The sequence below is a fragment of the Actinoplanes sp. L3-i22 genome (assembly GCF_019704555.1).
Classification (GTDB): Bacteria; Actinomycetota; Actinomycetes; order Mycobacteriales; family Micromonosporaceae; genus Actinoplanes.
Window position 1 is genome coordinate 10,496,091 of the sequence record NZ_AP024745.1, and the last position, 20,948, is coordinate 10,517,038.

Annotated in this window: 17 protein-coding genes; 16 read left to right on the forward strand and 1 reads right to left on the reverse strand. The window is 72.0% G+C overall.

Annotation, left to right across the window (positions count from 1 at the left end; genetic code table 11):
- The first annotated feature begins 31 nt into the window (after positions 1-31).
- The 14 genes from L3i22_RS46425 (at position 32) to L3i22_RS46490 (ending at position 17,371) form a co-directional block, all read left to right on the forward strand.
- Complete coding sequence (locus L3i22_RS46425; RefSeq protein WP_221323784.1) at positions 32-733, forward strand: pyrimidine reductase family protein; 702 nt, start codon at positions 32-34, stop codon at positions 731-733.
- Positions 734-860: 127 nt separating this feature from the next.
- Positions 861-2,606, forward strand: coding sequence for an ATP-binding protein (locus tag L3i22_RS46430; RefSeq protein WP_221323785.1), 1,746 nt, complete (start codon positions 861-863; stop codon positions 2,604-2,606).
- Between the two features lie 22 nt (positions 2,607-2,628).
- Positions 2,629-3,780 (forward strand): exonuclease SbcCD subunit D, encoded by a 1,152-nt coding sequence (locus tag L3i22_RS46435; protein WP_221323786.1) that lies wholly within the window; start codon positions 2,629-2,631, stop codon positions 3,778-3,780.
- The gene (locus L3i22_RS46440) at positions 3,777-6,275 is read left to right on the forward strand and encodes an AAA family ATPase (protein ID WP_221323787.1); all 2,499 of its coding nucleotides are present in this window, start codon (positions 3,777-3,779) and stop codon (positions 6,273-6,275) included. Before L3i22_RS46435 ends, L3i22_RS46440 begins: the two co-directional genes overlap by 4 nt.
- Positions 6,272-7,240, forward strand: a complete 969-nt coding sequence (locus tag L3i22_RS46445) for a hypothetical protein (protein WP_221323788.1) — start codon at positions 6,272-6,274, stop codon at positions 7,238-7,240. The genes L3i22_RS46440 and L3i22_RS46445 overlap by 4 nt, the downstream gene beginning before the upstream one ends.
- A 1,784-nt stretch (positions 7,241-9,024) precedes the next feature.
- Positions 9,025-9,708 (forward strand): sigma-70 family RNA polymerase sigma factor, encoded by a 684-nt coding sequence (locus L3i22_RS46450; RefSeq protein WP_221323789.1) that lies wholly within the window; start codon positions 9,025-9,027, stop codon positions 9,706-9,708.
- Positions 9,705-10,481, forward strand: a complete 777-nt coding sequence (locus L3i22_RS46455; protein WP_221323790.1) for a hypothetical protein — start codon at positions 9,705-9,707, stop codon at positions 10,479-10,481. The genes L3i22_RS46450 and L3i22_RS46455 overlap by 4 nt, the downstream gene beginning before the upstream one ends.
- A gap of 167 nt (positions 10,482-10,648) precedes the next feature.
- Positions 10,649-11,371 carry a hypothetical protein gene (locus L3i22_RS46460; protein ID WP_255657668.1) on the forward strand — a complete coding sequence of 241 codons (723 nt, stop codon included), beginning with the start codon at positions 10,649-10,651 and terminating at the stop codon, positions 11,369-11,371.
- A gap of 17 nt (positions 11,372-11,388) precedes the next feature.
- A complete protein-coding gene (locus L3i22_RS46465; RefSeq protein ID WP_221323791.1) occupies positions 11,389-12,147 on the forward strand; it encodes a DUF4142 domain-containing protein in 759 nt (252 codons plus the stop codon).
- A 45-nt stretch (positions 12,148-12,192) separates the two neighbouring features.
- Positions 12,193-13,314: a Pecanex-like protein 1 gene (locus L3i22_RS46470; protein WP_221323792.1), complete on the forward strand. Its 1,122-nt coding sequence runs from the start codon at positions 12,193-12,195 to the stop codon at positions 13,312-13,314.
- Between the two features lie 322 nt (positions 13,315-13,636).
- A complete protein-coding gene (locus L3i22_RS46475; RefSeq protein ID WP_221330486.1) occupies positions 13,637-14,533 on the forward strand; it encodes a DNA-3-methyladenine glycosylase in 897 nt (298 codons plus the stop codon).
- Between the two features lie 70 nt (positions 14,534-14,603).
- Positions 14,604-15,500: a diacylglycerol kinase family protein gene (locus L3i22_RS46480; RefSeq protein WP_221323793.1), complete on the forward strand. Its 897-nt coding sequence runs from the start codon at positions 14,604-14,606 to the stop codon at positions 15,498-15,500.
- A 120-nt stretch (positions 15,501-15,620) separates the two neighbouring features.
- Positions 15,621-15,836: a hypothetical protein gene (locus L3i22_RS46485; RefSeq protein WP_221323794.1), complete on the forward strand. Its 216-nt coding sequence runs from the start codon at positions 15,621-15,623 to the stop codon at positions 15,834-15,836.
- Positions 15,837-15,880: 44 nt separating this feature from the next.
- Complete coding sequence (locus tag L3i22_RS46490) at positions 15,881-17,371, forward strand: hypothetical protein (RefSeq protein ID WP_221323795.1); 1,491 nt, start codon at positions 15,881-15,883, stop codon at positions 17,369-17,371.
- Positions 17,372-17,702: 331 nt separating this feature from the next.
- Here the strand turns inward: L3i22_RS46490 and L3i22_RS46495 are convergent, their stop codons facing one another.
- Positions 17,703-18,803: an MBL fold metallo-hydrolase gene (locus L3i22_RS46495; protein WP_221323796.1), complete on the reverse strand. Its 1,101-nt coding sequence runs from the start codon at positions 18,801-18,803 to the stop codon at positions 17,703-17,705.
- Between the two features lie 148 nt (positions 18,804-18,951).
- Between L3i22_RS46495 and L3i22_RS46500 the strand changes: the two genes are divergently transcribed.
- Positions 18,952-19,470: a hypothetical protein gene (locus L3i22_RS46500; RefSeq protein WP_221330487.1), complete on the forward strand. Its 519-nt coding sequence runs from the start codon at positions 18,952-18,954 to the stop codon at positions 19,468-19,470.
- A 10-nt stretch (positions 19,471-19,480) separates the two neighbouring features.
- The gene (locus tag L3i22_RS46505; protein ID WP_221323797.1) at positions 19,481-20,947 is read left to right on the forward strand and encodes a deoxyguanosinetriphosphate triphosphohydrolase family protein; all 1,467 of its coding nucleotides are present in this window, start codon (positions 19,481-19,483) and stop codon (positions 20,945-20,947) included.
- The last annotated feature ends 1 nt before the right edge of the window (position 20,948 follow it).

A 20,948-nucleotide genomic window follows, 5' to 3' on the forward strand; every position in this document is an offset into this window, starting at 1 on the left:
CGGTCCCGCCGGTGACCGGTCCGCCCGGCCCATGAGCGGGCTCCCTTCCGGCCAGGACGAGCTGGTCGCCCGCTATCCGCGGCTCGACCGGCCCACCCTGCGGGTGAACTTCATCGCCAGCGCGGACGGCGCGGTCACCGTCGACGGCCTCTCCGCCGGGCTGCAGGGCCCGGGCGACAAGGAGGTCTTCGACACCCTGCGGATGGTCTGCGACGCGCTGATCGTGGCGGCCGGCACGGTCCGCGCCGAGCGGTACGACGCGCTGCGCCTCACCCCGGCGGCCCGGGCCTGGCGGGTGGCGCACGGCCTGCCCGAGTTCCCGCTGATGGTGATCGTCTCCGGCTCCCTGGACCTGGACCCGGCCCAGTTGATCTTCTCGGACGCGCCGGTCCGGCCGATCGTGCTGACCCACCGCGCCGCGCCCGACGCGCCGATCCGCGCGGTCACCGAGGTGATCACGGTCGGTGACGAGCAGGTCGACCTGGCGGCCGGGGTGGCGGCGCTGCACGCGCGCGGCGCCGGCCAGCTGCTCTGCGAGGGCGGTCCGGGCCTGCTGGGCTCGATGATCGCCGCGGATCTGGTCGACGAGCTCTGCCTCACGGTCGCGCCGCTGCTGGCCGGCGGCGAGGCGGGCCGGATCGCGCACGGACCGGCCACGCCGGCCCGGCGGATGGCGCTGCGGCACGCGCTCACCCGTGAGGACATGCTGTTCCTCCGCTACGGCCGGCCATAGATTGGCGCGCGCGCCTTCCGGCCTCGATCAAGATCTTGTGCATAACTCTGTGGATGAGCACCAGAAGTTGTGGAAAACCCGAAAGGCTGAAGATCCCGTGGGGATTTTGTCGTACCTCTGAGGCACCATGATCGGCGTGTCTGACGAAACTTCCCCCGTCGGGCGGGTGCTTGGCACCGCCGACGCGACCCCGCTCCAGTTCTGGACGGCCGTCGCCCCCGGCAGTTACCTGCAGCTCGACGACGTCGTGACCACGAAGCGTGACCTTCCGGACCGCGAGTCGGTGACGATCTCCGGCGTGGTCACCCAGGTGCGGGCACGGCACGAGGGCGCCCAGTTCGACTCGGACGTGTTCGCCATCGCCGACGGCACGCTGCCGGCCATGGTGCAGGAGGCCGCCGAGATCACCACCACCCGCGTCGACCCGGAGCTCTACGTCCCACCGGCGCCCGGCGCGGTCGTGCACCGGGCCTCCGGCGAGGCCCGGGACGCCGCGCTGCACTTCGACCGGATGGAGCGGCGGGTCCCGATGGGCACCGGCCGCGACGGCGTCCCGGTCTTCCTGAACGCGGACTTCCTGGACGGCACCCGCGGCGCGCACGTCTCGATCTCCGGCATCTCCGGCGTCGCGACCAAGACCAGCTTCGCGACGTTCCTGCTCTACTCGGTGTTCCGCTCCGGCCAGCTGGGCGCCGACGGGGCGAACGCCCGCGCCCTGATCTTCAACGTCAAGGGTGAGGACCTGCTCTTCCTGGACCACCCGAACACCAAGCTGGACGACAAGACCCGGTCCTACTACAAGCTGCTCGACCTGCCGGACAGCCCGTTCACCGACGTCCGGGTCTACGCGCCGCCCCGCGCCGGTGACCCGTCCGGCGCCCCCGACGTGAGCGGCCGGCTGACCGGCGTCGACTCGTTCTACTGGACGCTCGACGAGTTCTGCTCGGCCAAGCTGCTGCCGTACGTGTTCGCCGACGCCGACGACGAGCGCCAGCAGTACACGATGGTGGTCCACTCGGTCACCGCCCACCTGCATCGGTACGCGGTGCCCGCCGAGGGCGGGATCAGCATCGACGGCAAGCGGATCGGCTCCTACGGCGACCTGGTCGACCACATCGTCGAGCAGCTCACCGACGACGAGACCCGGTCGATCTGGGCCGGCAGCGCGATCAACATGGGCACCGTCAACGCGTTCGCCCGCCGGATGATCGGCAGCAAGCGGGACCTGTCCCGGCTGATCCGGGGCGACCTGGCGCAGCGCCGCCCGCACCAGATCAAGACCGCGGACAGCGCCCAGGTCACCGTCGTCGACCTGCACAACCTGCCGGACCGCGCGCAGCGCTTCGTGGTCGGCGTGACGCTGAAGAGCGAGTTCGAGGAGAAGGAGAAGTCCGGCACCGGCCGCCCGCTGCTCTTCGTGGTCCTCGACGAGCTGAACAAGTACGCGCCCCGCGAGGGCACCTCCCCGATCAAGGAGGTGCTGCTGGACATCGCCGAGCGCGGCCGCTCGCTGGGCGTGATCCTGATCGGCGCGCAGCAGACCGCCAGCGAGGTGGAGCGGCGGATCGTGACCAACTCGGCGATCCGGGTGGTCGGCCGGCTCGACCCGGCCGAGGCGTCCCGGCCGGAATACGGTTTCCTCCCGCCGGCGATGCGTCAGCGCGCGCTGCTGGCCCGCCCCGGCACGATGTTCGTCAACCAGCCGGACATCCCGGTCCCGCTCTGCGTGGAGTTCCCGTTCCCGGCCTGGGCCACCCGCAAGTCGGAGTCCGGTCCCCCGCCGGCCGAGACGCAGCGCTCGATAGTCCAGGGCGCCGACCCGTTCGCCGTCATCGGCGGGCGCGCCGGTGGCGACGACGACATTCCGTTCTAGGGCCTGAGGCTAAGGTTTCGCGATGCGCATCCTGCACACCTCCGATTGGCACGTCGGCAAGGTTCTCAAGGGCCGCGACCGGCGCGAGGAGCACACCAAGGTGCTCGCCCAGGTGATCGAGATCGCCCGGGCGGAGCAGCCCGACCTGGTCATCGTCGCCGGTGACCTCTACGACACCGCGGCGCCCACCGCCGAGGCGACCCGCCTGGTGACGCGAGCGCTCACCGCGCTGCGCAACACCGGCGCCCGGGTGGTGGCGATCGGCGGCAACCACGACAACGGGCAGGCGCTGGACGCGCTCCGGCCCTGGGCCGACGCCGCCGGCATCGAGTTGCGCGGCTCGGTCCGGGACAACCTCGGCGATCTGCTGATCGAGGGGACCACCGGCGATGGCGAGCGGTGGCGGCTCGTCGCCCTGCCGTTCCTCTCCCAGCGCTACGCCGTCCGGGCCGCGGAGATGTACAACCTCACCGAAGCCGAAGCGAATCAGACCTATGCCGACCTGATCGCGCGCCTGATCGGCAAGCTCAGCGAGTCGTTCGCCGAGCCCGGCGCGGTCAACCTGATCACCTCGCACCTGACCATGGTCGGGGCGAGCACCGGCGGCGGCGAGCGCGAGGCGCACACGATCATGGGCTACGCCGTGCCCTCCACGGTGTTCCCGCAGCACACGCACTACGTCGCGCTCGGCCACCTGCACCGCGCGCAGCGGGTGCTCGGCCCCTGCCCGGTGCGGTACAGCGGCAGCCCGCTCGCCATCGACTTCGGCGAGGAGGAGAACGTCTGCTCGGTGGCGATCGTCGACGTGGGCGTGGACAAGGCCGCGCAGACCCGGGACGTGCCGGTCACCTCGGCGCTGACCCTGCGCACGGTCAGAGGAACCTTGGAACAGCTCGCCACGGTGAACCTTCCGGAGGCCTGGCTGCGTGTCCTGGTGCGCGAGGTACCCCGCCCCGGCCTGCGCGAGGACGTGCAGGAGATGCTGCCGAACGCCCTGGAGGTCCGCATCGACCCCGACATGCTGCCCGATCGCACGGCGGCCCGGGCCGCGCAGCGCGCCGGCCGCTCCCCGCGTGAGCTCTTCGGTGACTACCTGGACAGTCGCGGCAACGCCGAGGAGGGCGTCCGCGAGCTCTTCGACCAGCTGTACGACGAGGTGAGCAGCACTCAATGAGGCCCATTCGCCTGGACATGTCCGGCTTCACGGTGTTCCGCGACGAGACCACCGTGGACTTCAGCGACGCCGACTACTTCGCGCTGGTCGGCCCGACCGGCTCGGGCAAGTCGACGGTGCTGGACGCGATCTGTTTCGTCCTCTACGGCCAGGTCCCGCGCTGGGGCGGCGCCCGGGGCATCGGCAACGCGCTCGCCCCGTCCGCCGTCGAGGCCCGGGTCCGCCTGGTCTTCGAGTCCGCCGGCGATCGGTACGTGGCGACCCGGGTGGTCCGGCGGGACGGCCGGGGCAACGTCAAGACCTCCGGCGCCGGCCTGCAGCTGATGCCGGCCGGCTTCGACGTGAGCAAGCTGGACACCGGGATGGACCTGGCGGATCTCGGTGAGGTCCTGGCCGGCGTCCCGGCCGAGATGGACGACGCGGTGCTGCACGCGGTCGGCCTGCCCTACGAGCAGTTCACCAGCTGCGTGGTGCTGCCGCAGGGGCAGTTCGCCGACTTCCTGCACGCCAAGCCGGCCACCCGCCAGCAGATCCTGATCAACCTGCTGGGCCTGCAGCTCTACGAGAAGGTGCAGGTCCGGGCGGCCGAGCGGGGCAAGGCCGCGGAGGCCAAGCTGAGCGTGGTCGACCAGTCGCTGACCGCGCTGGAGGACGCCACCGAGGAGGCGGTCGAGGAAGCGGCCGGCCGCCTGGCGCGGATGCGGGAGCTGACCGCCGCGGTCGAGACGGCGATGCCGGGCCTGCGGTCCGCCCGGGCCGCCGAGGAGGCCGCTCGGGGGACCCGCGACACCCTCGACTCGGAGCTCGCCCAGCTCTCCGCCGTCCGTACCCCCAAGGGTCTTGACGAAGCGACCGGAGCGATCACCGCAGCCCGCGACGCCGCCGCGAAGGCGGCGGAAGCGGTGCACGAGGCCGAGGAGGCCGAGGAGAAGGTCCGCGGCGAGCTGACCGCGGCCGGCGACGCCGGGTCGCTGCGCCTGGCGCTGGACCGGCACACCGAGCTGGACCGCCTGGTCGAGCAGGAGGCGTGGTTCGCCGGCAAGGTCTCGGTCGCCGAGGTGGAGTGCCGGGACGCGCGGGCCTCCGCCGACCTGGCCGAGTCCGAGCACATCGGCGCCCAGCAGCTGTTGGAACAGGCCCGGCAGGACTATCGGGACGCCCAGCAGCGGGATCGCGCCACCGCGCTGCGCGGGCACCTGACCGCCGGGGACAACTGCCCGGTCTGCGAGCAGCCGGTCGCGGTGGTGCCGGAGGTGCCGCGGGAGTCCTCGGTGCGGCTCGCCGAGGCGGCCGGCGGCGCCGCGCGGGAGGCCGCCGAGCAGGCGACGGCCCGCTGGCAGCAGCGCGACGCGGTGGCCCGCAACCTGGAGAGCGACCTCGAACGCAAGCGCGGGCAGTACGAGCACCACCTGTCCCGCCTCGCCGAGGTCCGCAAGACCGTGCAGGGGCTGCCCGCGGCCGAGGCGATCCAGCAGCGGCTCGCCGAGTTCGGCCGCCTGCAGGGCCGGTTGGAGGACGCGACCGGCACGGTCCGCGCGGCGCGCGACTCGCTGCGCTCCGCGCAGGCTTCGGTCCGGGCCGCGGAGGACCAGCAGCGTTCCGCATGGCTGAAATTCGATTCGGTACGGGACGGGCTCGCCCGTTTCGCCCCGCCGCCCGCCGACCGCGACGACCTGGCCGTCGCGTGGCAGACGCTGGTCGGGTGGGCCCGCGGCGAGCACGGCGACCGCTCGTCCCGGCGGGACCGGGCGGAGGCCGCCGTGCGCGCCGCCGAGGAGTCCACGACCGGGGCGCACGCCGCGATCGTCGCGCTGTTCACCGACGCCGGGGTGGCCCCGCCCACCGCCACCCCGCAGGACGCCGAGGCCACCCTGATCCGGGCGGCCGCAGTCACCGCGGAACGCGCCGAGGCCGCCTGGAAACGGCTCGCCGAGCGGCTCGAACAGGCCCGCGAGCAGCAGGAACAACGATTGGTCCTGCAGCTGGAGGGCCGGGTCGCCAAGTCCCTCTCCGGTCACCTGCGGGCCAACAACTTCGAGCGCTGGCTGCTCGAGGAGGCGCTGGACATGCTGGTCGACGGCGCGTCCCGGATCCTGCGCGAGCTCACCGGCGGGCAGTACGAACTGATGCACGACAAGGGCGAGTTCTACGTGATCGACCACCACGACGCCGGGCTGCGGCGCGGGGTGCGGACGCTCTCCGGCGGCGAGACGTTCCAGGCGTCGCTGGCGCTCGCCCTGGCCCTCTCCGAGCAGCTCGCCGGAATGAGCACCACGGCGGCCAGCCTGGAGTCGATCGTGCTGGACGAGGGCTTCGGCACCCTGGACGCGGCGACCCTCGACGTGGTCGCCGCCACGCTGGAGAACCTGGCCGCCCGCGGCGACCGGATGGTCGGGCTGGTCACCCACGTGCACTCGCTCGCCGAGCGGGTGCCGGTCCGGTTCGAGGTGCACAAGGACGCGCGGACCGCGTACGTGGAGAGGGTCGGCCTGTGACACGGATGTTCGTCGACGCCTGGGACCCGGCGTACGGGGCCAGCTACGAGGGCGGGGACGGCGAGGGGCCGGCCTCGCCCAGCAGCGCTCAGGTGGACACCGACGTGGAGGTGCCGGCCGCCGAGTGGGCGCCGATCGACGTCCCGTCCGGCGCCCGCCCGCCGGACGTGGTGTTCCTGGTCGACGGCGTGCGGCGCAACGACGCCGGGCTGTGGACCGCCGAGGACGACGGGACGTCGTACCCCGGGCTGGCCGCCTCCTACGCCGCCGGGGTGGTCCGCTGCGACCTGGCCCGGGGCGCCGCCGAGCTGGTCGGCGCGCGGGTCGGGCGGGGCCTGTTCACCGCCAGCCCGTCGGCGAACGATCTGCAGGCCGGGACGGTCCGCTACGAGATCCACCGGATCAACGGGACCGGCGAGGCGAGCAAGCTGCCGGCCGCCGTGCAGGGGCCGCTGACCGCGCTGGAGATCGAGATCTCCAGCGCGGCCCGGGACGGCGGGACCGACGGCGCCGACCTGCTGATCGTGGACGGGCCGCTGCGCAACCGGCGGCAGCTGCCACGCACCATCGGGTACATCAAGACCCAGCAGAAGCAGTACCTGCCGGCCGCGCTGACCACCGTGGTGACCGCGCTGCGGCCGGGGCAGCGCACGCCGGTCTTCCACCTCGGCACGGTCTGGGGCGGCTGGTCCTGGTACCTGCGGCTGCCCGGGGCGACCGGGGCGCCGTGGTCCGGGATCGTCCGGGTGGAGTGCTCGCCGGACCTGACCGTGGAGCAGGCGGTCGAGCTGGCCGGGCTGTCCAGCGCGACGCTGCCGCGGTTCGCGTCGTCGTCCTACAAGGATCCGCGGGCGCCGCAGAACCTGGTGCCGATCGCGGGGCTGGAGCGGCGGCTGCGCGGGATGCTCGGGGATTCCCGGGTGCTGCACCGGGCGCTGTCCCTGGCCACGTCCCGGACCCGCTGACCGATCCCGGCCCGAGCGGCGCGCGCCACGCCACAGCCGAGCATCGCGCGCGCCGCGCCCCGCGCCACGGCCGCGTGCCCCGGGCCGCGCCGCGCGCCAGCCCGACCGCCACCGCCAGCCCGACCGCAACCACCAGCCCGACGCCAAGCTCGACCGGGGGCAGCGGCAGCACACCGACCGGCGCGTGGCCCCGCGCCACCGCCACGGCCGAGCGCCATTGCCGGGCGCCGCGCGCGCCACGCCCCGTGCCACGGCCACCGCCGCGCGCCCCGCGCCACCGCCGAGCACCGCGCGCGACGCACGCGCTCCGGCTGGCACTCGGGGCTGCTTTCGCACGCCGAAACAACTCCCAACGCCAGCCGGCACCGCACGCCGCGCCACAGCCAAACACCACGCGTCCCGCGCCCCGCGCCGAGCACCACGCGCGACGCACGCGCTCCGGCTGGCACTCGGGGCTGCTTTCGCACGCCGAAACAACTCCCAACGCCAGCCGGCACCGCACGCCGCGCCACAGCCAAACACCACGCGTCCCGCGCCCCGCGCCGAGCACCACGCGCGACGCACGCGCTCCGGCTGGCACTCGGGGCTGCTTTCGCACGCCGAAACAACTCCCAACGCCAGCCGGCACCGCACGCCGCGCCACAGCCAAACACCACGCGTCCCGCGCCCCGCGCCGAGCACCACGCGCGACGCACGCGCTCCGGCTGGCACTCGGGGCTGCTTTCGCACGCCGAAACAACTCCCAACGCCAGCCGGCACCGCACGCCGCGCCACAGCCAAACACCACGCGTCCCGCGCCCCGCGCCGAGCACCACGCGCGACGCACGCGCTCCGGCTGGCACTCGGGGCTGCTTTCGCACGCCGAAACAACTCCCAACGCCAGCCGGCACCGCACGCCGCGCCACAGCCAAACACCACGCACGCCGCGCCATTCCCGCACGGCGCATGGCGCACGGCGGGCGGCGGGCGGCGCGGGGTGGCGGGGTGGCGGCGGACGGCTTGCGGCGGACGCCGCAGGGTGGTCACGGGCGGACGGCGCAGGGTGGTCACGGGCGGCGGCGCGGGCTGGCCGGGAGTGGGCCGGGCGGCGCGGGGTGGCCGGGAGCGCGGCGGGCGGCGGGCGTCGCCGAGTGGTCACGGGCGGGCGCCGGGCTGACGCCGTACGGCGCAAGGGGTTGGGTCTTGGGGTGGCCTGTCCCATTTATCGGGATGCGTGCCCGCATATCGGAACACTTCCACCAACTAACGGAATTTAGTCGGAGGGCCTTCGTAACTGGTCCGGACCAGTCCGGAACTGCTCATCCGAGCGCTCCAGACCACCAGCCAGTAAACGATTGCTTACAAATGCCCGAAGCGCCCGAGCAGCAAGATCAAGAACTGGGAGCGCTCCCCACCGGGTGTCGCCCGAAAGAGTCCAAGAGATATCCGAGCATCCCCCGAACGGTTCGGCGCCCCCGCCTTTCACCACACATTACTCATCAGTGCGCACGCACCGGAATCGTCCGTGCACGGAGCGAGATCACGCTCTCCCGGGTCGGGGGAAATTATTCTCAGAGCCATGTCTCGGGCCCGATGTCACTGAGTATCATTCCGCCTTACCTGGCGTCCGAATCGGCGTAGATCAATCCCCCCATGATCCGCGGCCCGGCACGCCCACACGATCGTCACCACAGCGGAGGACCCTTGAGACCGAGTGTCCCGGAAAATCTCGTGCCGACTTTGATCCCGGCCGGGCGCCCCAGCCGTATCTCAGGCGACGGGGAAAGGTCCGGGCGGAGGAATCGATGCATGCGGTGGCCGATAGACGGCTCACGCCGGAGAGGGTGCGTGTGATGGCGCGACACTCCGGAAGCAGGTGGCAGGCGGTCGACGGAGGGCGCGGTGCGCAGGATGACGGTTCGGTGATTCCCCGCCAGCAGTCGGCTCGGCACGGAGCACAGCCGGACACCGGTGCGAGCCATGAGGACACACTGGTCAAGCTGCTCTACGAGGAGCACGCCGGCCCCTTGCTGATGTTCGTGCTGCGACTGACCGGTGGTGACCGGCAGCGCGCCGAGGACATCGTGCAGGAGACGCTGCTGCGGGCCTGGCGCAACGCGCACCGGCTCGGTGCGCAGGGCCAGCAGTCGCTGCGCCCGTGGCTGGTCACGGTGGCCCGCCGGATCGCGATCGACGAGCACCGCAGCGCCAACGCGCGCCCCGCGGAGACGTACGACCGCGAGCTGGAGAGCTTCCCGAGCACCGCGGACGACACCGATCGTGTGCTGCAGTCGATGACCGTGTCGGACGCGCTCCGCCAGTTGAGCCATTCGCACCGGGAGATCCTGATCGAGACGTACTTCCGGGGCCGGACGGTGCCCGAGGCGGCGGAGAATCTCGGCCTTCCGTTGGGCACCGCGAAGTCGCGGGTATATTACGCTCTGCGTGCGCTGCGTACCGCTCTGCAGCAGCGGGGGGTGACGGAATGACTCAGGAAGACCACTACGACGTCGCGTCGTACGCCCTGGGCGTGCTCGACGACCGTGACGCCGGCCGGTTCGAGGACCACCTGATCGAGTGCCCACAGTGCGCCTACGAGCTGGAGTCGTTCGTCCAGGTCGCGGACGTGCTGGCGGACGTCGACGCGGAGGCCCTGCTGGCCGCGGAGAAGTCGGAGAAGGACGCGGTCCTGCTCACCAAGATGCTCCACGAGGTGCGCACCGACCGGAGCCGGGCGAACAGTCGCCGGCTCTACTCGCTGGCCGCCGCCGTGGTCATCTTCGCGATGCTCTCGATCGGCGCGCTCTTCGCCGGCGGCAAGTGGCTCGGCACCGACACGCCGGCCACCAGCACGCCGACCGCCCAGCGCGGCAGCGACCAGCTCGACCCGCTGCCGGACAGCAACGGCGTCGGCATCGGCGGCACCGCACTGCCCGGGCAGAACTACAGCGGCACCGACTCGCGGACCAATGTCAGCGCCGCCGTCGGCCTGGAGAAGAAGGACTGGGGCACCCAGATCTCCTTCGCCGTCTCCAACCTCAAGGGCCCGAAGACCTGCGCGCTGACCCTGGTCCACACCGACGGCACGTCCGAGCGGGTGGCCAGCTGGACGATCGGCGAGAAGGGCTGGGGCACCGCGGCCAACCCCGCGCCGCTGCTGTTGCAGGCGGTGACCGGGACGGCACGCGACGACATCGCGCACGTCCAGGTTCAGGAGCTCGCGGCGAACGGGAACACCGAGACCCTGGTAAGCATTCCGTAATCGTCCGAACACGATAAGGGCTCAGCCGACTCGGCTGGGCCCTTTTTCGCTGTTCGGGCCTTTCCCATACGTACGTGGCGGCCCACAGGGTTCAAACAAAAATTCCCCAATTTGATCGACCCGAATATTCAACCGCCACCGCACACCTCCCGTACTACTGCGCGGAAATGCCAGGAGATTTCGATCAGCTGGAGGAGCCGGTGGTACCGGAGAAGCGAAAGTTGATGGTCGTCGGCGCGGCGCTGGCGGCACTGGTCGCACTGCCCGGCTGCGCGCCGTCCGGCGTCAACAACTCCGCCGACTACGGCAATGCCGCTGAGCCAGCTGCTGCCGACGTCGCCGCCACCCCGGGTGCCGCGGCCACCGACGGCGCGGTCGACCCGAACGTGGCGGCACCGGCGTCCACTGACGAGCCGGCCCCGGCCGGTGAGGTCGCGGCGGCCAAGGTGACGACGAAGCTCACCGGGACCACGGTGGCCAAGATGGGCAAGGTCGTCGAGAACCAGAAGGGCTTCGTGTCCTACCGGTTCGACGCCGACGGCGACAACCCGTCCAAGTCGACCTGCAACGGCGACTGCGCGAAGATCTGGCCGCCGCTGCTGACCAACGACGGCAAGCCGACCATCAAGGGCATCGACTCGTCGCTCATCGGCACGGTCACCCGCGAGGACGGCACCAAGCAGCTCACGCTCAAGGGCTGGCCGCTCTACGGCTACATCGGCGACAAGAAGGCCGGTGAGTGGAAGGGCCAGAACGTCAACGGCAAGTGGTTCGTGATCACGCCGACCGGCACCAAGAACCTCACGTGTCTCCCGAAGATCTCGAAGCCGGTGGCGCCGCCCGCGGCCTCCGACAGTGCCGGGGACTCCGGCGACGACTACAGCTACTGATGGTGGTGGGTACGAAGATGAAGTCCTGGTTGGTCGGCGCAGCGACGGTGACGTTGGCGTTCCTGCTGACTCCGGCCGCGCCGGCCCTGGCCGACGACGCGGTGCCGATCCCCCCGAACACCGGGCTCACCGACACCGCGAAGGGCTCGATCACCCCGGCTGACATCGACTTCGTGATCAAGGTCCGGCTCGCCGGGCTCTGGGAGATCCCGGCCGGCAACATGGCCGTGGAGAAGTCGGACGACCCGAACGTCGTCAAGATCGGCAAGTCGATCGCGGCGCAGCACGTCTCACTGGACAGCCTGGACCGCGCGGCGGCCAAGAAGCTCAACATCGAGCTGCCGAACCAGCCCAACGGCGATCAGCAGGGCTGGCTGAACGAGATGAAGAACGCCTCGGGAGCGCAGTTCGACCAGATCTTCGTCGACCGGCTCCGCGCCGCGCACGGCAAGATCTTCCCGGCGATCGCGACCATCCGGGCCGGCACCCGGAACGACACGGTCCGCAAGCTGGCCCAGCAGGCCAACCAGTTCGTGATGACGCACATGACCCTGCTGGAGAGCAGCGGCGTCGTCGATTACGGCGCGCTGCCCACCCTGGCCGCGCCCGCCACCCCGGCCCAGAAGGGCCCGGTCCCGATCGACAACCAGATGATCGCCGCCGCCAACAACGGCGGTGGAGTACCGGGGCTCAGCAACACCGTAGTCCTGCTCGTCCTTGCTGCCGCGCTGGTGATCGGCGTGATCACCACCATGCGCATCTTCCGTTCGCGGTAGCCCCGAGAGATATCGCCCCGACGGCGACGAAGAAAGGTGTCACCCATGCGAAGGTCCAAGTACCGGCGCGCTAACGACTCTAAGTGGTTCAGCGGGCGTCGCCGGATCATCGCCGTGGCGGCCACGCTGGCGGCGTTCGGCGGTATCGTGACGGTCACCCAGATCTCCAGCGCGAGCACCAACGACGGTCAGAAGACCGCGCTCGCGGCCTGTGACAATCTGAAGGCCGGCGGCCAGACCAAGCTGTCCACGAACACCCGCCGCACCGACTACACCACCAACGGTGGCACGGTCACGCAGCACCCGGACGACGGCGGCGCGGACGTGGCGACCACCGCCCAGGTGCGCGCCCGGTGCCGGGAATGGGTGATGAACAACGTCGCGCAGACCACCAAGGGCCGTGGCGGCAAGAACAACGGCGGCGGAAACAACAACAACGGCGGCGCCGCGACCAGCGCACCGGCCACCGGTGCTGCCAGCGGTGGCGCCAGCGACGGGGCCAGCGCTCCGGCGAGCGAGGCGGCGACCACCGCTCCGGCCGACAACGGCGGGAACAACAACAATGGTGGGAACAACAACGGTGGCGGCGCGACCGCCGCTCCCACCACCGCTCCTCCCGGTGCCGGCCTCGGCATCCTGACCAACAGCTGCGACACCAGCAACCTGCCGGCGCACGACGGTTTCCAGAAGGGCGACCGCTGCGTCAGCACCGAGTTCGGTGAGGTCGGCTCGGCCGCGAACAACCCGTCGCTGCTGATCACCGCCGCGCCGCGCCAGGTCAACCGGAACACCGCGTTCACCCTGCAGGTCAGCACCCGGAACCTGATCCGCGACCGCTTCCTCGCGGCCGGCCAGGGTGGGTACTACGTGGAGTCCAGCGTCCTGCAGAACGGCCTGGTCCGCGGGCACTTCCACACCGCCTGCCGGATGCTCGCCAGCCTCACCGAGGCTCCAGCCCCGGACCCGGTGCCGGCGTTCTTCGTGGCCACCGAGGACAGCAAGGGTGGCGCCACCCCGGACACGGTCAGCATCCAGGTGCCGGGCCTGCCGCAGGCCGGCACCGCGCAGTGCGCCTCGTGGGCCGGTGACGGCTCGCACCGTATCCCGATGATGGAGCGCGCCAACCAGACCCCGGCGTTCGACGTGGTCAAGATCCGGGTTCGTTAAGTAGTTCGCATCGCTGAGTAAGACCTAGTAACACCACAGCGCGCGGAGCACAGCCGTTCGGCGGGCTCGAACCGGAGGGGAACACGTTCCCACCGTGCCCCTCCGGGACCCCCCTTCGGGCCCGCCGACCGTCCTTCCCCCTGCCGGACGGAAGCACGGCTGCCCGGCCTCCACCCGGGGCACCGCTCCGCAACTGGAGGTGATCGAGCCTTCTCGGGCGTTCGATCACCGTCCGATGGCCCTGTCCCCAGGAACTGGGGGTCAGGGCCATCGGCTTGTCCGGCCATTTCCCGCGTGGCACAGTTCAGCGGTGAACTCCGAGGTGACCCGGCGTCTGACACCGCCCGAGCGGTATCAGTTCGGCGCCTCGGTGCGGCCCCTGGTCGTGCCCAAGCATGATCCTTGTGGGGTGTTCGCCGACGGCCAGTTCTGGCTGGCGCTCCGGGCGCCGACCGGGGCGGCCACCCTGCATCTCGCGCGGGACGGCGCCGAGCTGATCGCGACCGGTCACGGGCCCGGGGCCGAGTGGGCCGTCGAGCACGCCGACGCGGTCGCCGGCCTGCGCGACGACGTCAGTGAGTTCCCCGAGCTGGCCCGGCGGCACCCGGTCGTCGCCCGACTGGCGAAAACCTTCTCCGGCGTACGGCTTCCGGCCACGCTCCAGATCTTCCCCCGCCTGTTGCGCGCGATCCTGGAGCAGAAGGTCACCGGCACCGAGGCGCACCGCTCCTACCGGGCGATCTGCCGGCAGTTCGGCGAGCCCGCGCCCGGCCCGGTCGAGCTGGTGCTCCCGCCCGACCCGGCCGCGATCGCCGCGAGTGCGTACTGGGTGTTTCATCCGCTCGGCGTCGAGCAGCGCCGCACCCAGGCCCTGCTGCGCGCCGCCCGGGTCGCCGACCGGCTGGAGCGCTGCGCCGACGCGGCCGAGGCGACCGCGCGGATGACGGCGCTGCCCGGGATCGGTCCGTGGACGGCGGCCGAGGTGGTGCGGACCGCCTTCGGCGATCCGGACGCGGTCAGCGTCGGCGATTTCCACATTCCGAACACCGTGGCGTACGCCCTGGCCGGTGAGCCCCGCGGCACCGACGACCGGATGCTGGAGCTGCTCGAGCCGTTCCGCGGGCATCGTGGCCGGGTCTGTGACCTGCTCGCGATGGGCGGGTTGTCGGCGCCGAGATACGGTCCCCGGCTGTCGCCGCGGTCGTTCGCGCGCTTCTGACTTCGGCACGCCGGTTCTGACTACGTCACGCCGGTGAATGGAAGCTCGCCGGTTCGGGTACCGCAGCGGGATGCGAACCCCCCGGACGATCGCTGTCGTCGCTCACCAGAACAAGACCCTCGGCGGCGGGCTGGACGAGCTGCGCCGCCGGCTCACCGCCCATGACATCAAGGACCTGCTCTGGTACGAGGTCCCGAAGAGCCGCAAAGCCCCGAAGCAGGTCCGCAAGGCGCTCCGCGGGAAACCGGACCTACTCGTCGTCTGGGGTGGTGACGGCATGGTGCAGCGCACCCTGGACGTGGTCGCCGGCTCGTCCGTCCCGGTCGCGATCATGCCGGCCGGCACCGGCAACCTGTTCGCCGGCAACCTGGGCATCCCGACCGACCTGGAGAAGGCCGTCGAGATCGCCTTCGAGGGCGAGCACCGCCGCATCGACCTGGGCAAACTCAACGGCGAGCACTTCGCGGTGATGGCCGGCGTCGGCTTCGACGGCGCGATGATCAAGGACGCGGACGGCGCGCTCAAGGACCGGCTGGGCAAACTCGCGTACGTCTGGACCGGCATCCGCCACGTCGGCGGCGACGCGCCCCGCACGAAGATCAAGGTGGACGGCACCACCTGGTTCGACGACGACGCCAGCTGCGTCCTGATCGGCAACGTCGGCACGATCACCGGCGGCATCAAGGCCTTCGACGACGCCTCGCCCGAGGACGGCTGGCTCGACGTCGGCGTGGCGACCGCGCAGGGCGCGCTGCAGTGGGCGCGGGCGCTCGGCACGATGGCGGTGGGACGGTCCGACAGTTCGCCGTTCGTGCGGACCACCCGGGCCCGCAAGATCGAGGTCAAGCTGGAGTCGAAGCTGGAGTACGAGCTCGACGGCGGCGCCCGCACGCGCACCCGGCACTTCACCGCCTCGGTCGTCCCGTCGGCGGTGACGCTCTGCGTCCCCTCAGTGACTAATAACTGACAGCGAGGTTCGTCGTCCCGCGCCGCGTTTTTGCCGGTATTTGCCCGAGAATCCTCTGGATTGCGGCGCGGGGTTGAGCCCAGACTGGCGGTTCATCAACCGACCGTCCCAGGGGTTCACATGAAGATCATCGGCACTCTGCTGGCCGCCGGCGTGGTACCCGTCCTCGCCTACCGCTTCGGACGCACGCAGGCGGCCTGGCAGGACGCGCGCAACGCGAAGCGGTCGCTGCGGCGGGATCGTCGCACCGCCTGGTCGCACACCGCCCGATTAGCCGTCGGCGCGGCCCTGTTGCTGGCCGGGCTCACGGCCGCGGCCTTCGACCTGGCTCGCTGAGCACCATCGGCCGGCGCAGTTCCGCGGATCGTGCCGGGTCGGCGGTGGCGGCCGCTTCGGCCCGGCCGTCAAATGCGGTCGCGCGCCGCCGGCACCCGCCGATACCGTCACCCCGTTCACGCCCCTCGGAACGGAGCCCGGTCATAACGGAGTGGCACTACGAACCGCCCGGCACCACCCTCGGCGCCCTGCAGCGCGGCCTCGGCCGCGGCCTGGCCGCCGCCCGGCGCGAGCAGGCGACCGACCTGGTCCTGATCTGCCTGCGCCGCGACCACCGGTGGTACTGGCTGATCGACCAGCGGGCGCTGTACCTGGCCAGGCTGGTCCGCGGCCTCAAGATCCCGACCGCCGCCCTGCTCGACATCCTGCACAACCCGGGCGAAACCGGCGACAACGCGGTCGACAATGTCACCGAGGTCCTGATCACGCTCGCCCGCGGCGGCCGAAAATCGGCGATCAAAGGCCTGCGACGGTACGTCGAAACCGGCCCGGAGTGGGTCGACGTGCTCGAGCAGGTCGCCGCGGACCTGCCCCGCTCGACCTGGCACGACCTGCTCCCGATCGTCCGGGCCCGGCTGGCGTCCGACCCGCCCGAGCCGGCGGATCCCGGCGACCCCGAACCCTGGCTGAAGCGCCGGCCACCGCTCTGGGGCGCCTCGCCGTGGGTCGACTGGGCCGCGGCGGACGAGTCGATCGCCGCCCGGGTCGCCGAGTTTCCGCGGCTGCCGGGTCCCGGCCGGCCGCTGCGGGACGTCCCCACCGCGGACCTGCTGGCCATGGTCACCGGCGGCGAGCAGCAGGCGGACGCGCTACGCGAGCTGAACCGCCGCGGCCCGCACCCGGAACTCCTCGCCGTCGCCGATCACCTCAACCGGCGCGAGCTGGCCGGACCGGTCGCCGACGCCTTCGAGCACCTCGGCGCCGCGGCCGTCCCGGTCGCCCGCTCGTGGGCCACGCCCCTCCGCACCTCCCCCGCCCACGCCGCCGGCGAACAGCCGGCCTGTTCGCCGTCGGCCGGTTCGCCGCCGGCCGGTTCGGCGTCGGCCAGTTCGGCGTCGCCCGGTTCGCCGCCGGCCAGTTCGCCGCCGGTCTATTCGCCGCTGGTCTGGACGGCCTGGCGGGTCCTCGCCGAGCACGGTGACGAGACGGATCTGCCCGCTCTGCAGGCCGCCTGGGACTGGCTCGACCTGCGGCGGGACGACCTCTGCGGCTACCAGGACCTGGCCGCCGGCGTGGCCCGGATCGGCGGCCCGGCGGCGATGGCGATGCTCCCCCGGATCCGCCGTGCCTGGTTCAGTCCGCACAGCTACGAGCGCGTGGCCTACCTGCGGGCCGTCTTCGCCCTCGCCCCGGAGACCGCCGGGAACCTGCTCCGCGAGGGCCTGTTCGACGCCGAGCCGCGGGTCCGCGAGTTCGCCGCCGCCCACGTCCCGCTCGACGACCGGAGCCGCTCCATCCTGGCCTGGCTCCAGAACGACCGGCTGGAGCCCTCCGAGGTCCGAGCCGCCGCTGCCGCCCGCCTCCAGGACCCCTGATTCATCTGCTCGCCCACGCCGAGCCGCGGCCGGGCCTGGACCCGGCAACCGGCTCGCGTGGGTCCTTTCGCCGCGCCGAGCCGCGGCCGGGCCTGGCGTGGCCGCCGGCTCGCGTGGGTCCTTTGAAACCGCAACCACCCACGGACATCGCCCTGGAGGGCCTCGCGTTCTGGGCGCCCCGGCGCCCTTGCGGGGCCCGGAAGGGTCCCCGCGGGAGCGACGATCAGTTATTGGCCGCAGCGTAGGCAATGAAGAACTTGAAGTTGATCTTCAAAGGCCTACCCGGCGCCGGGGTCAGCGAGCCAGGATCGCTCCGGCCGGGTGGCGGAGGCTAGGCGATCTGCTGCCACCAGCCGTCGACCGGCGGCGGGTTGTCGACGTCGACGCGCTCGCCGGGGCGGGGGATGGCCAGCTGGACGCCGCGGGCCTTGGCCTCGCTCCAGGTGCGGTCGGCGGGCTCGGACCAGTCGTGCAGGGCCAGGTTGAAGGTGGCCCAGTGGACCGGGATCATCAGGCCGCCACGGACGTCGACGTGCACCGAGACGCCGTCCTCCGGGATCATGTGGATGTCCGGCCAGGCGTCGCCGTAGGCGCCGACCTGGACCAGCGTGACGTCGAACGGGCCGTGCTCCGCGCCGATCCCGGCGAAGCCCGGGAAGTAGCCGGTGTCGCCGGAGTAGAACGCGCGGCGGGTCGGGCCCTTGATCACCCAGCTGGCCCAGAGGGTCTCGTCGCGGTTGAAGCCGCGGCCGGAGAAGTGCCGGGCCGGGGTCGCGATCAGCTCCAGCGTGCCGATCCGGTGGGACTCGTTCCAGTCCAGCTCGATGATCCGGGTCGACGGGACGCCCCAGTGCTCCAGGTGCGCGCCGACGCCGAGCGGGACCAGGAACGGGGCGGCCTGCAGGTCCACCAGGTTCTGGATCGAATCCATGTCCAGGTGGTCGTAGTGGTCGTGGGAGATCAGGATCGCGTCCAGCGGGGGCAGCTCGCGCAGCGGCGCCGGCGGCTGGTGCAGGCGGCGCGGACCGGTCAGCCGGGACGGGGAGCAGCGCTCGCTCCACACCGGGTCGAGCAGGACGCGGCGGCCCTCGATCTCGACCAGGGCGGACGAGTGCCCGTACCAGGTGACGTGCAGGCCGTCCGGGGCCGGCGGGGCCGGGGTGAGCACCGGGACCGGCAGGTGCGGGCGGCGGGTGTCCCGATCGGTCATCGCCGCGACGAACAGCCGGGGCATGGACGCCGCGGCCACCTCGGTGGCCGGGACCGTGTTGCGGAACTTTCCGCCGGAGAACTGCGGGGAGGACTCCATCCGGGCGCGGCGCGCTCCGCGCGCCTTCGCGCCCATCTGGGCAGGAAGGTCGCGAGCGGCCCAGACCGCCGCGGCGCCGAGTGCCAGAGCCACCACTGTACGGGTACGAACACGCTTCGCCATGTGACCAGTCTGACCCGAGCCGGGCCTCCGCGCCCAGCGCCTCCCTGAGCCGGCCCTCAGCTTGTGACGGGTATGACACACTGCCGCCGTGACGATCGATACTCTCCAGCAGCAGACGCAGCTCATCGTGCGTCAGCGCATCCGTTTGATGGTGAATCAGTACGAGGTGCACGCAGTCACCCCGGACGGCCAGGAGGCCGGTGTCCTCGCCTTCGCCCAGCAGAAGCGGCTGGCGTTCAAGGAGCAGGTCACCCTCTACGCCGACGACACCAAGCAGGTTCCGGTGCTCGGCTTCAAGGCGCGTCAGGTCCTCGACCTGGGCGCCACCTACGACGTGTTCGACGCGGCCGGCACCCCGATCGGCCTGTTCCGCAAGAAGTTCGGCGCCTCGCTGCTGCGCTCCACCTGGGTGGTCGAGCAGCCGGGCTGGCCCGAGATCGTCGGCCAGGAGCGGAACCAGTTCGTGGCGCTGCTGCGCCGCTTCGTGGACTCCCTGTCCTGGCTGCCGTACCACTTCGACTTCGAGATCGACGGGCGCGTGGCGTTCTCGGTGGAGCGCAAGTGGGGCCTGCGGGACACCTACAACGTGACCATCAACGAGCCGAACCTGGACCGCCGCCTGGTCACCGCGATGGCCGTCGGACTGGACGCGCTGCAGTCCCGGTAACCTTCGCCGCATGGACGATCCCCGGGCTCATCGGCTCTTCGGCGACAGCACCACAGCCCCCGGTGACCTTGCCTTCAGCCCCTTCCGGGTCGATCGGGACCGGATCGTCAGTTCGCCCTTCTTCGCCCGCCTCGCCGGGGTCACTCAGGTGATCAGCCCCGGCGGGGCCGGCCTGCTGGTGCACAACCGGCTCACGCACAGTCTCAAGGTCGCCCAGGTGGCGCGGGCGATCGCCGAGCGGATCCAGGCCGGCGACGCGGAGTTGACCGAGAAACTCGGCGGCTGCGACCCGGACGTGGTGGAGGCCGCCGCGCTCGCCCACGACCTGGGGCACCCGCCGTTCGGGCATCTCGGTGAGCGGGTGCTGGACCGGCTGGCCCGGCAGCGGCTCGGGCTCGGCGACGGGTTCGAGGGCAACGCCCAGTCGTACCGGATCGTGACCAGCACCGAGATCCGCGGGCAGGCCACCATCGGGCTGAACCTGACGAACGCCGTCCGGGCGGCGATCCTGAAGTACCCGTGGACCCGGCACGGGCATCCCGACCCGCATCCGCGGTTCATGGATCCGCCGCCGCGCGGCGCGGCGGTCCATCCCGACGATCCGGCGGCCGGTTCGGCCAAGTTCGGGGCCTATTCGACCGAGATCAACGACGTCCGGGCGGCGCGCCTCCCGTTCGCCGGCCGGGTCGCCGACTGGCAGCAGACCGTCGAGGCGTCGGTGATGGACACCGCGGACGACATCGCGTACGCCATCCATGATCTGGAAGATGTGCACCGGGTCGGCGTTCTGCAGCAGGGCGCGGTGGCCACCGAGCTGATGGCCTGGCTGCGCTGGGGGCCGGACAGCGACCCGGGACGGGCCGGCGGCGCGATCGAGTCGCTGCGCCGCAGCCTGCACCGCAAGGAGGGCTGGATCGCCGACGACAGCGCGTTCGCCGACGCGGTCGAGCTGGTCCGGGCCGAGCTGGTGGACGGGCTGCTGGCCCAGCCGTTCGACGGGTCGGTGCAGGCCGAGGCGCGGGTCGCGGCGTTCTCGGCGACCTGGACCCGGCGGCTGGTCGACTCGGCGGAGCTGACCGAGCAGGCGGCGGTCCGCAGCGGGCACGTGCAACTGGCCGTGGCGCAGTGGCACGAGGTGCAGATCCTCAAGTTCGTGCAGAACCGGTTCGTGCTGGCCCGGCCGGACCTCGCGCTGCACCAGCGCGGTCAGGGGCGGCTGCTGTCCACGCTGGTGGAGGCGCTGATGGCCTGGCTGACCGACCCGGACGAGGAGGATCGGCTGCCCCGCCGGCTGCGGGATCTGGTCGAGCTGGCCGAGGCCGAGCTGCCGGCCGGCACGCCGGACCGGGCCGGCCAGGCGCGCGGGCGCGCGGTGATCGACTTCGTGGCCGGGCTGACCGACAGCCAGGCGGTGGGCCTGATGGACGCGCTGTCCGGCCGGTCCCGGCAACTCTGGACCGACGCGTTCGTGCTCTAGG

Bases quoted from the DNA above. Each gene is read 5' to 3' on its own strand.
- L3i22_RS46435 (WP_221323786.1), top strand. From the start codon at position 2,629: ATGCGCATCCTGCACACCTCCGATTGGCACGTCGGCAAGGTTCTCAAG.
- L3i22_RS46450 (WP_221323789.1), top strand. From the start codon at position 9,025: ATGCATGCGGTGGCCGATAGACGGCTCACGCCGGAGAGGGTGCGTGTG.
- L3i22_RS46500 (WP_221330487.1), top strand. From the start codon at position 18,952: ATGGTGAATCAGTACGAGGTGCACGCAGTCACCCCGGACGGCCAGGAG.
- L3i22_RS46505 (WP_221323797.1), top strand. From the start codon at position 19,481: ATGGACGATCCCCGGGCTCATCGGCTCTTCGGCGACAGCACCACAGCC.
- L3i22_RS46455 (WP_221323790.1), top strand. From the start codon at position 9,705: ATGACTCAGGAAGACCACTACGACGTCGCGTCGTACGCCCTGGGCGTG.
- L3i22_RS46480 (WP_221323793.1), top strand. From the start codon at position 14,604: ATGCGAACCCCCCGGACGATCGCTGTCGTCGCTCACCAGAACAAGACC.
- L3i22_RS46485 (WP_221323794.1), top strand. From the start codon at position 15,621: ATGAAGATCATCGGCACTCTGCTGGCCGCCGGCGTGGTACCCGTCCTC.
- L3i22_RS46495 (WP_221323796.1), bottom strand. From the start codon at position 18,803: ATGGCGAAGCGTGTTCGTACCCGTACAGTGGTGGCTCTGGCACTCGGC.
- L3i22_RS46425 (WP_221323784.1), top strand. From the start codon at position 32: ATGAGCGGGCTCCCTTCCGGCCAGGACGAGCTGGTCGCCCGCTATCCG.
- L3i22_RS46465 (WP_221323791.1), top strand. From the start codon at position 11,389: ATGAAGTCCTGGTTGGTCGGCGCAGCGACGGTGACGTTGGCGTTCCTG.
- L3i22_RS46470 (WP_221323792.1), top strand. From the start codon at position 12,193: ATGCGAAGGTCCAAGTACCGGCGCGCTAACGACTCTAAGTGGTTCAGC.
- L3i22_RS46440 (WP_221323787.1), top strand. From the start codon at position 3,777: ATGAGGCCCATTCGCCTGGACATGTCCGGCTTCACGGTGTTCCGCGAC.
- L3i22_RS46430 (WP_221323785.1), top strand. From the start codon at position 861: ATGATCGGCGTGTCTGACGAAACTTCCCCCGTCGGGCGGGTGCTTGGC.
- L3i22_RS46460 (WP_255657668.1), top strand. From the start codon at position 10,649: ATGCCAGGAGATTTCGATCAGCTGGAGGAGCCGGTGGTACCGGAGAAG.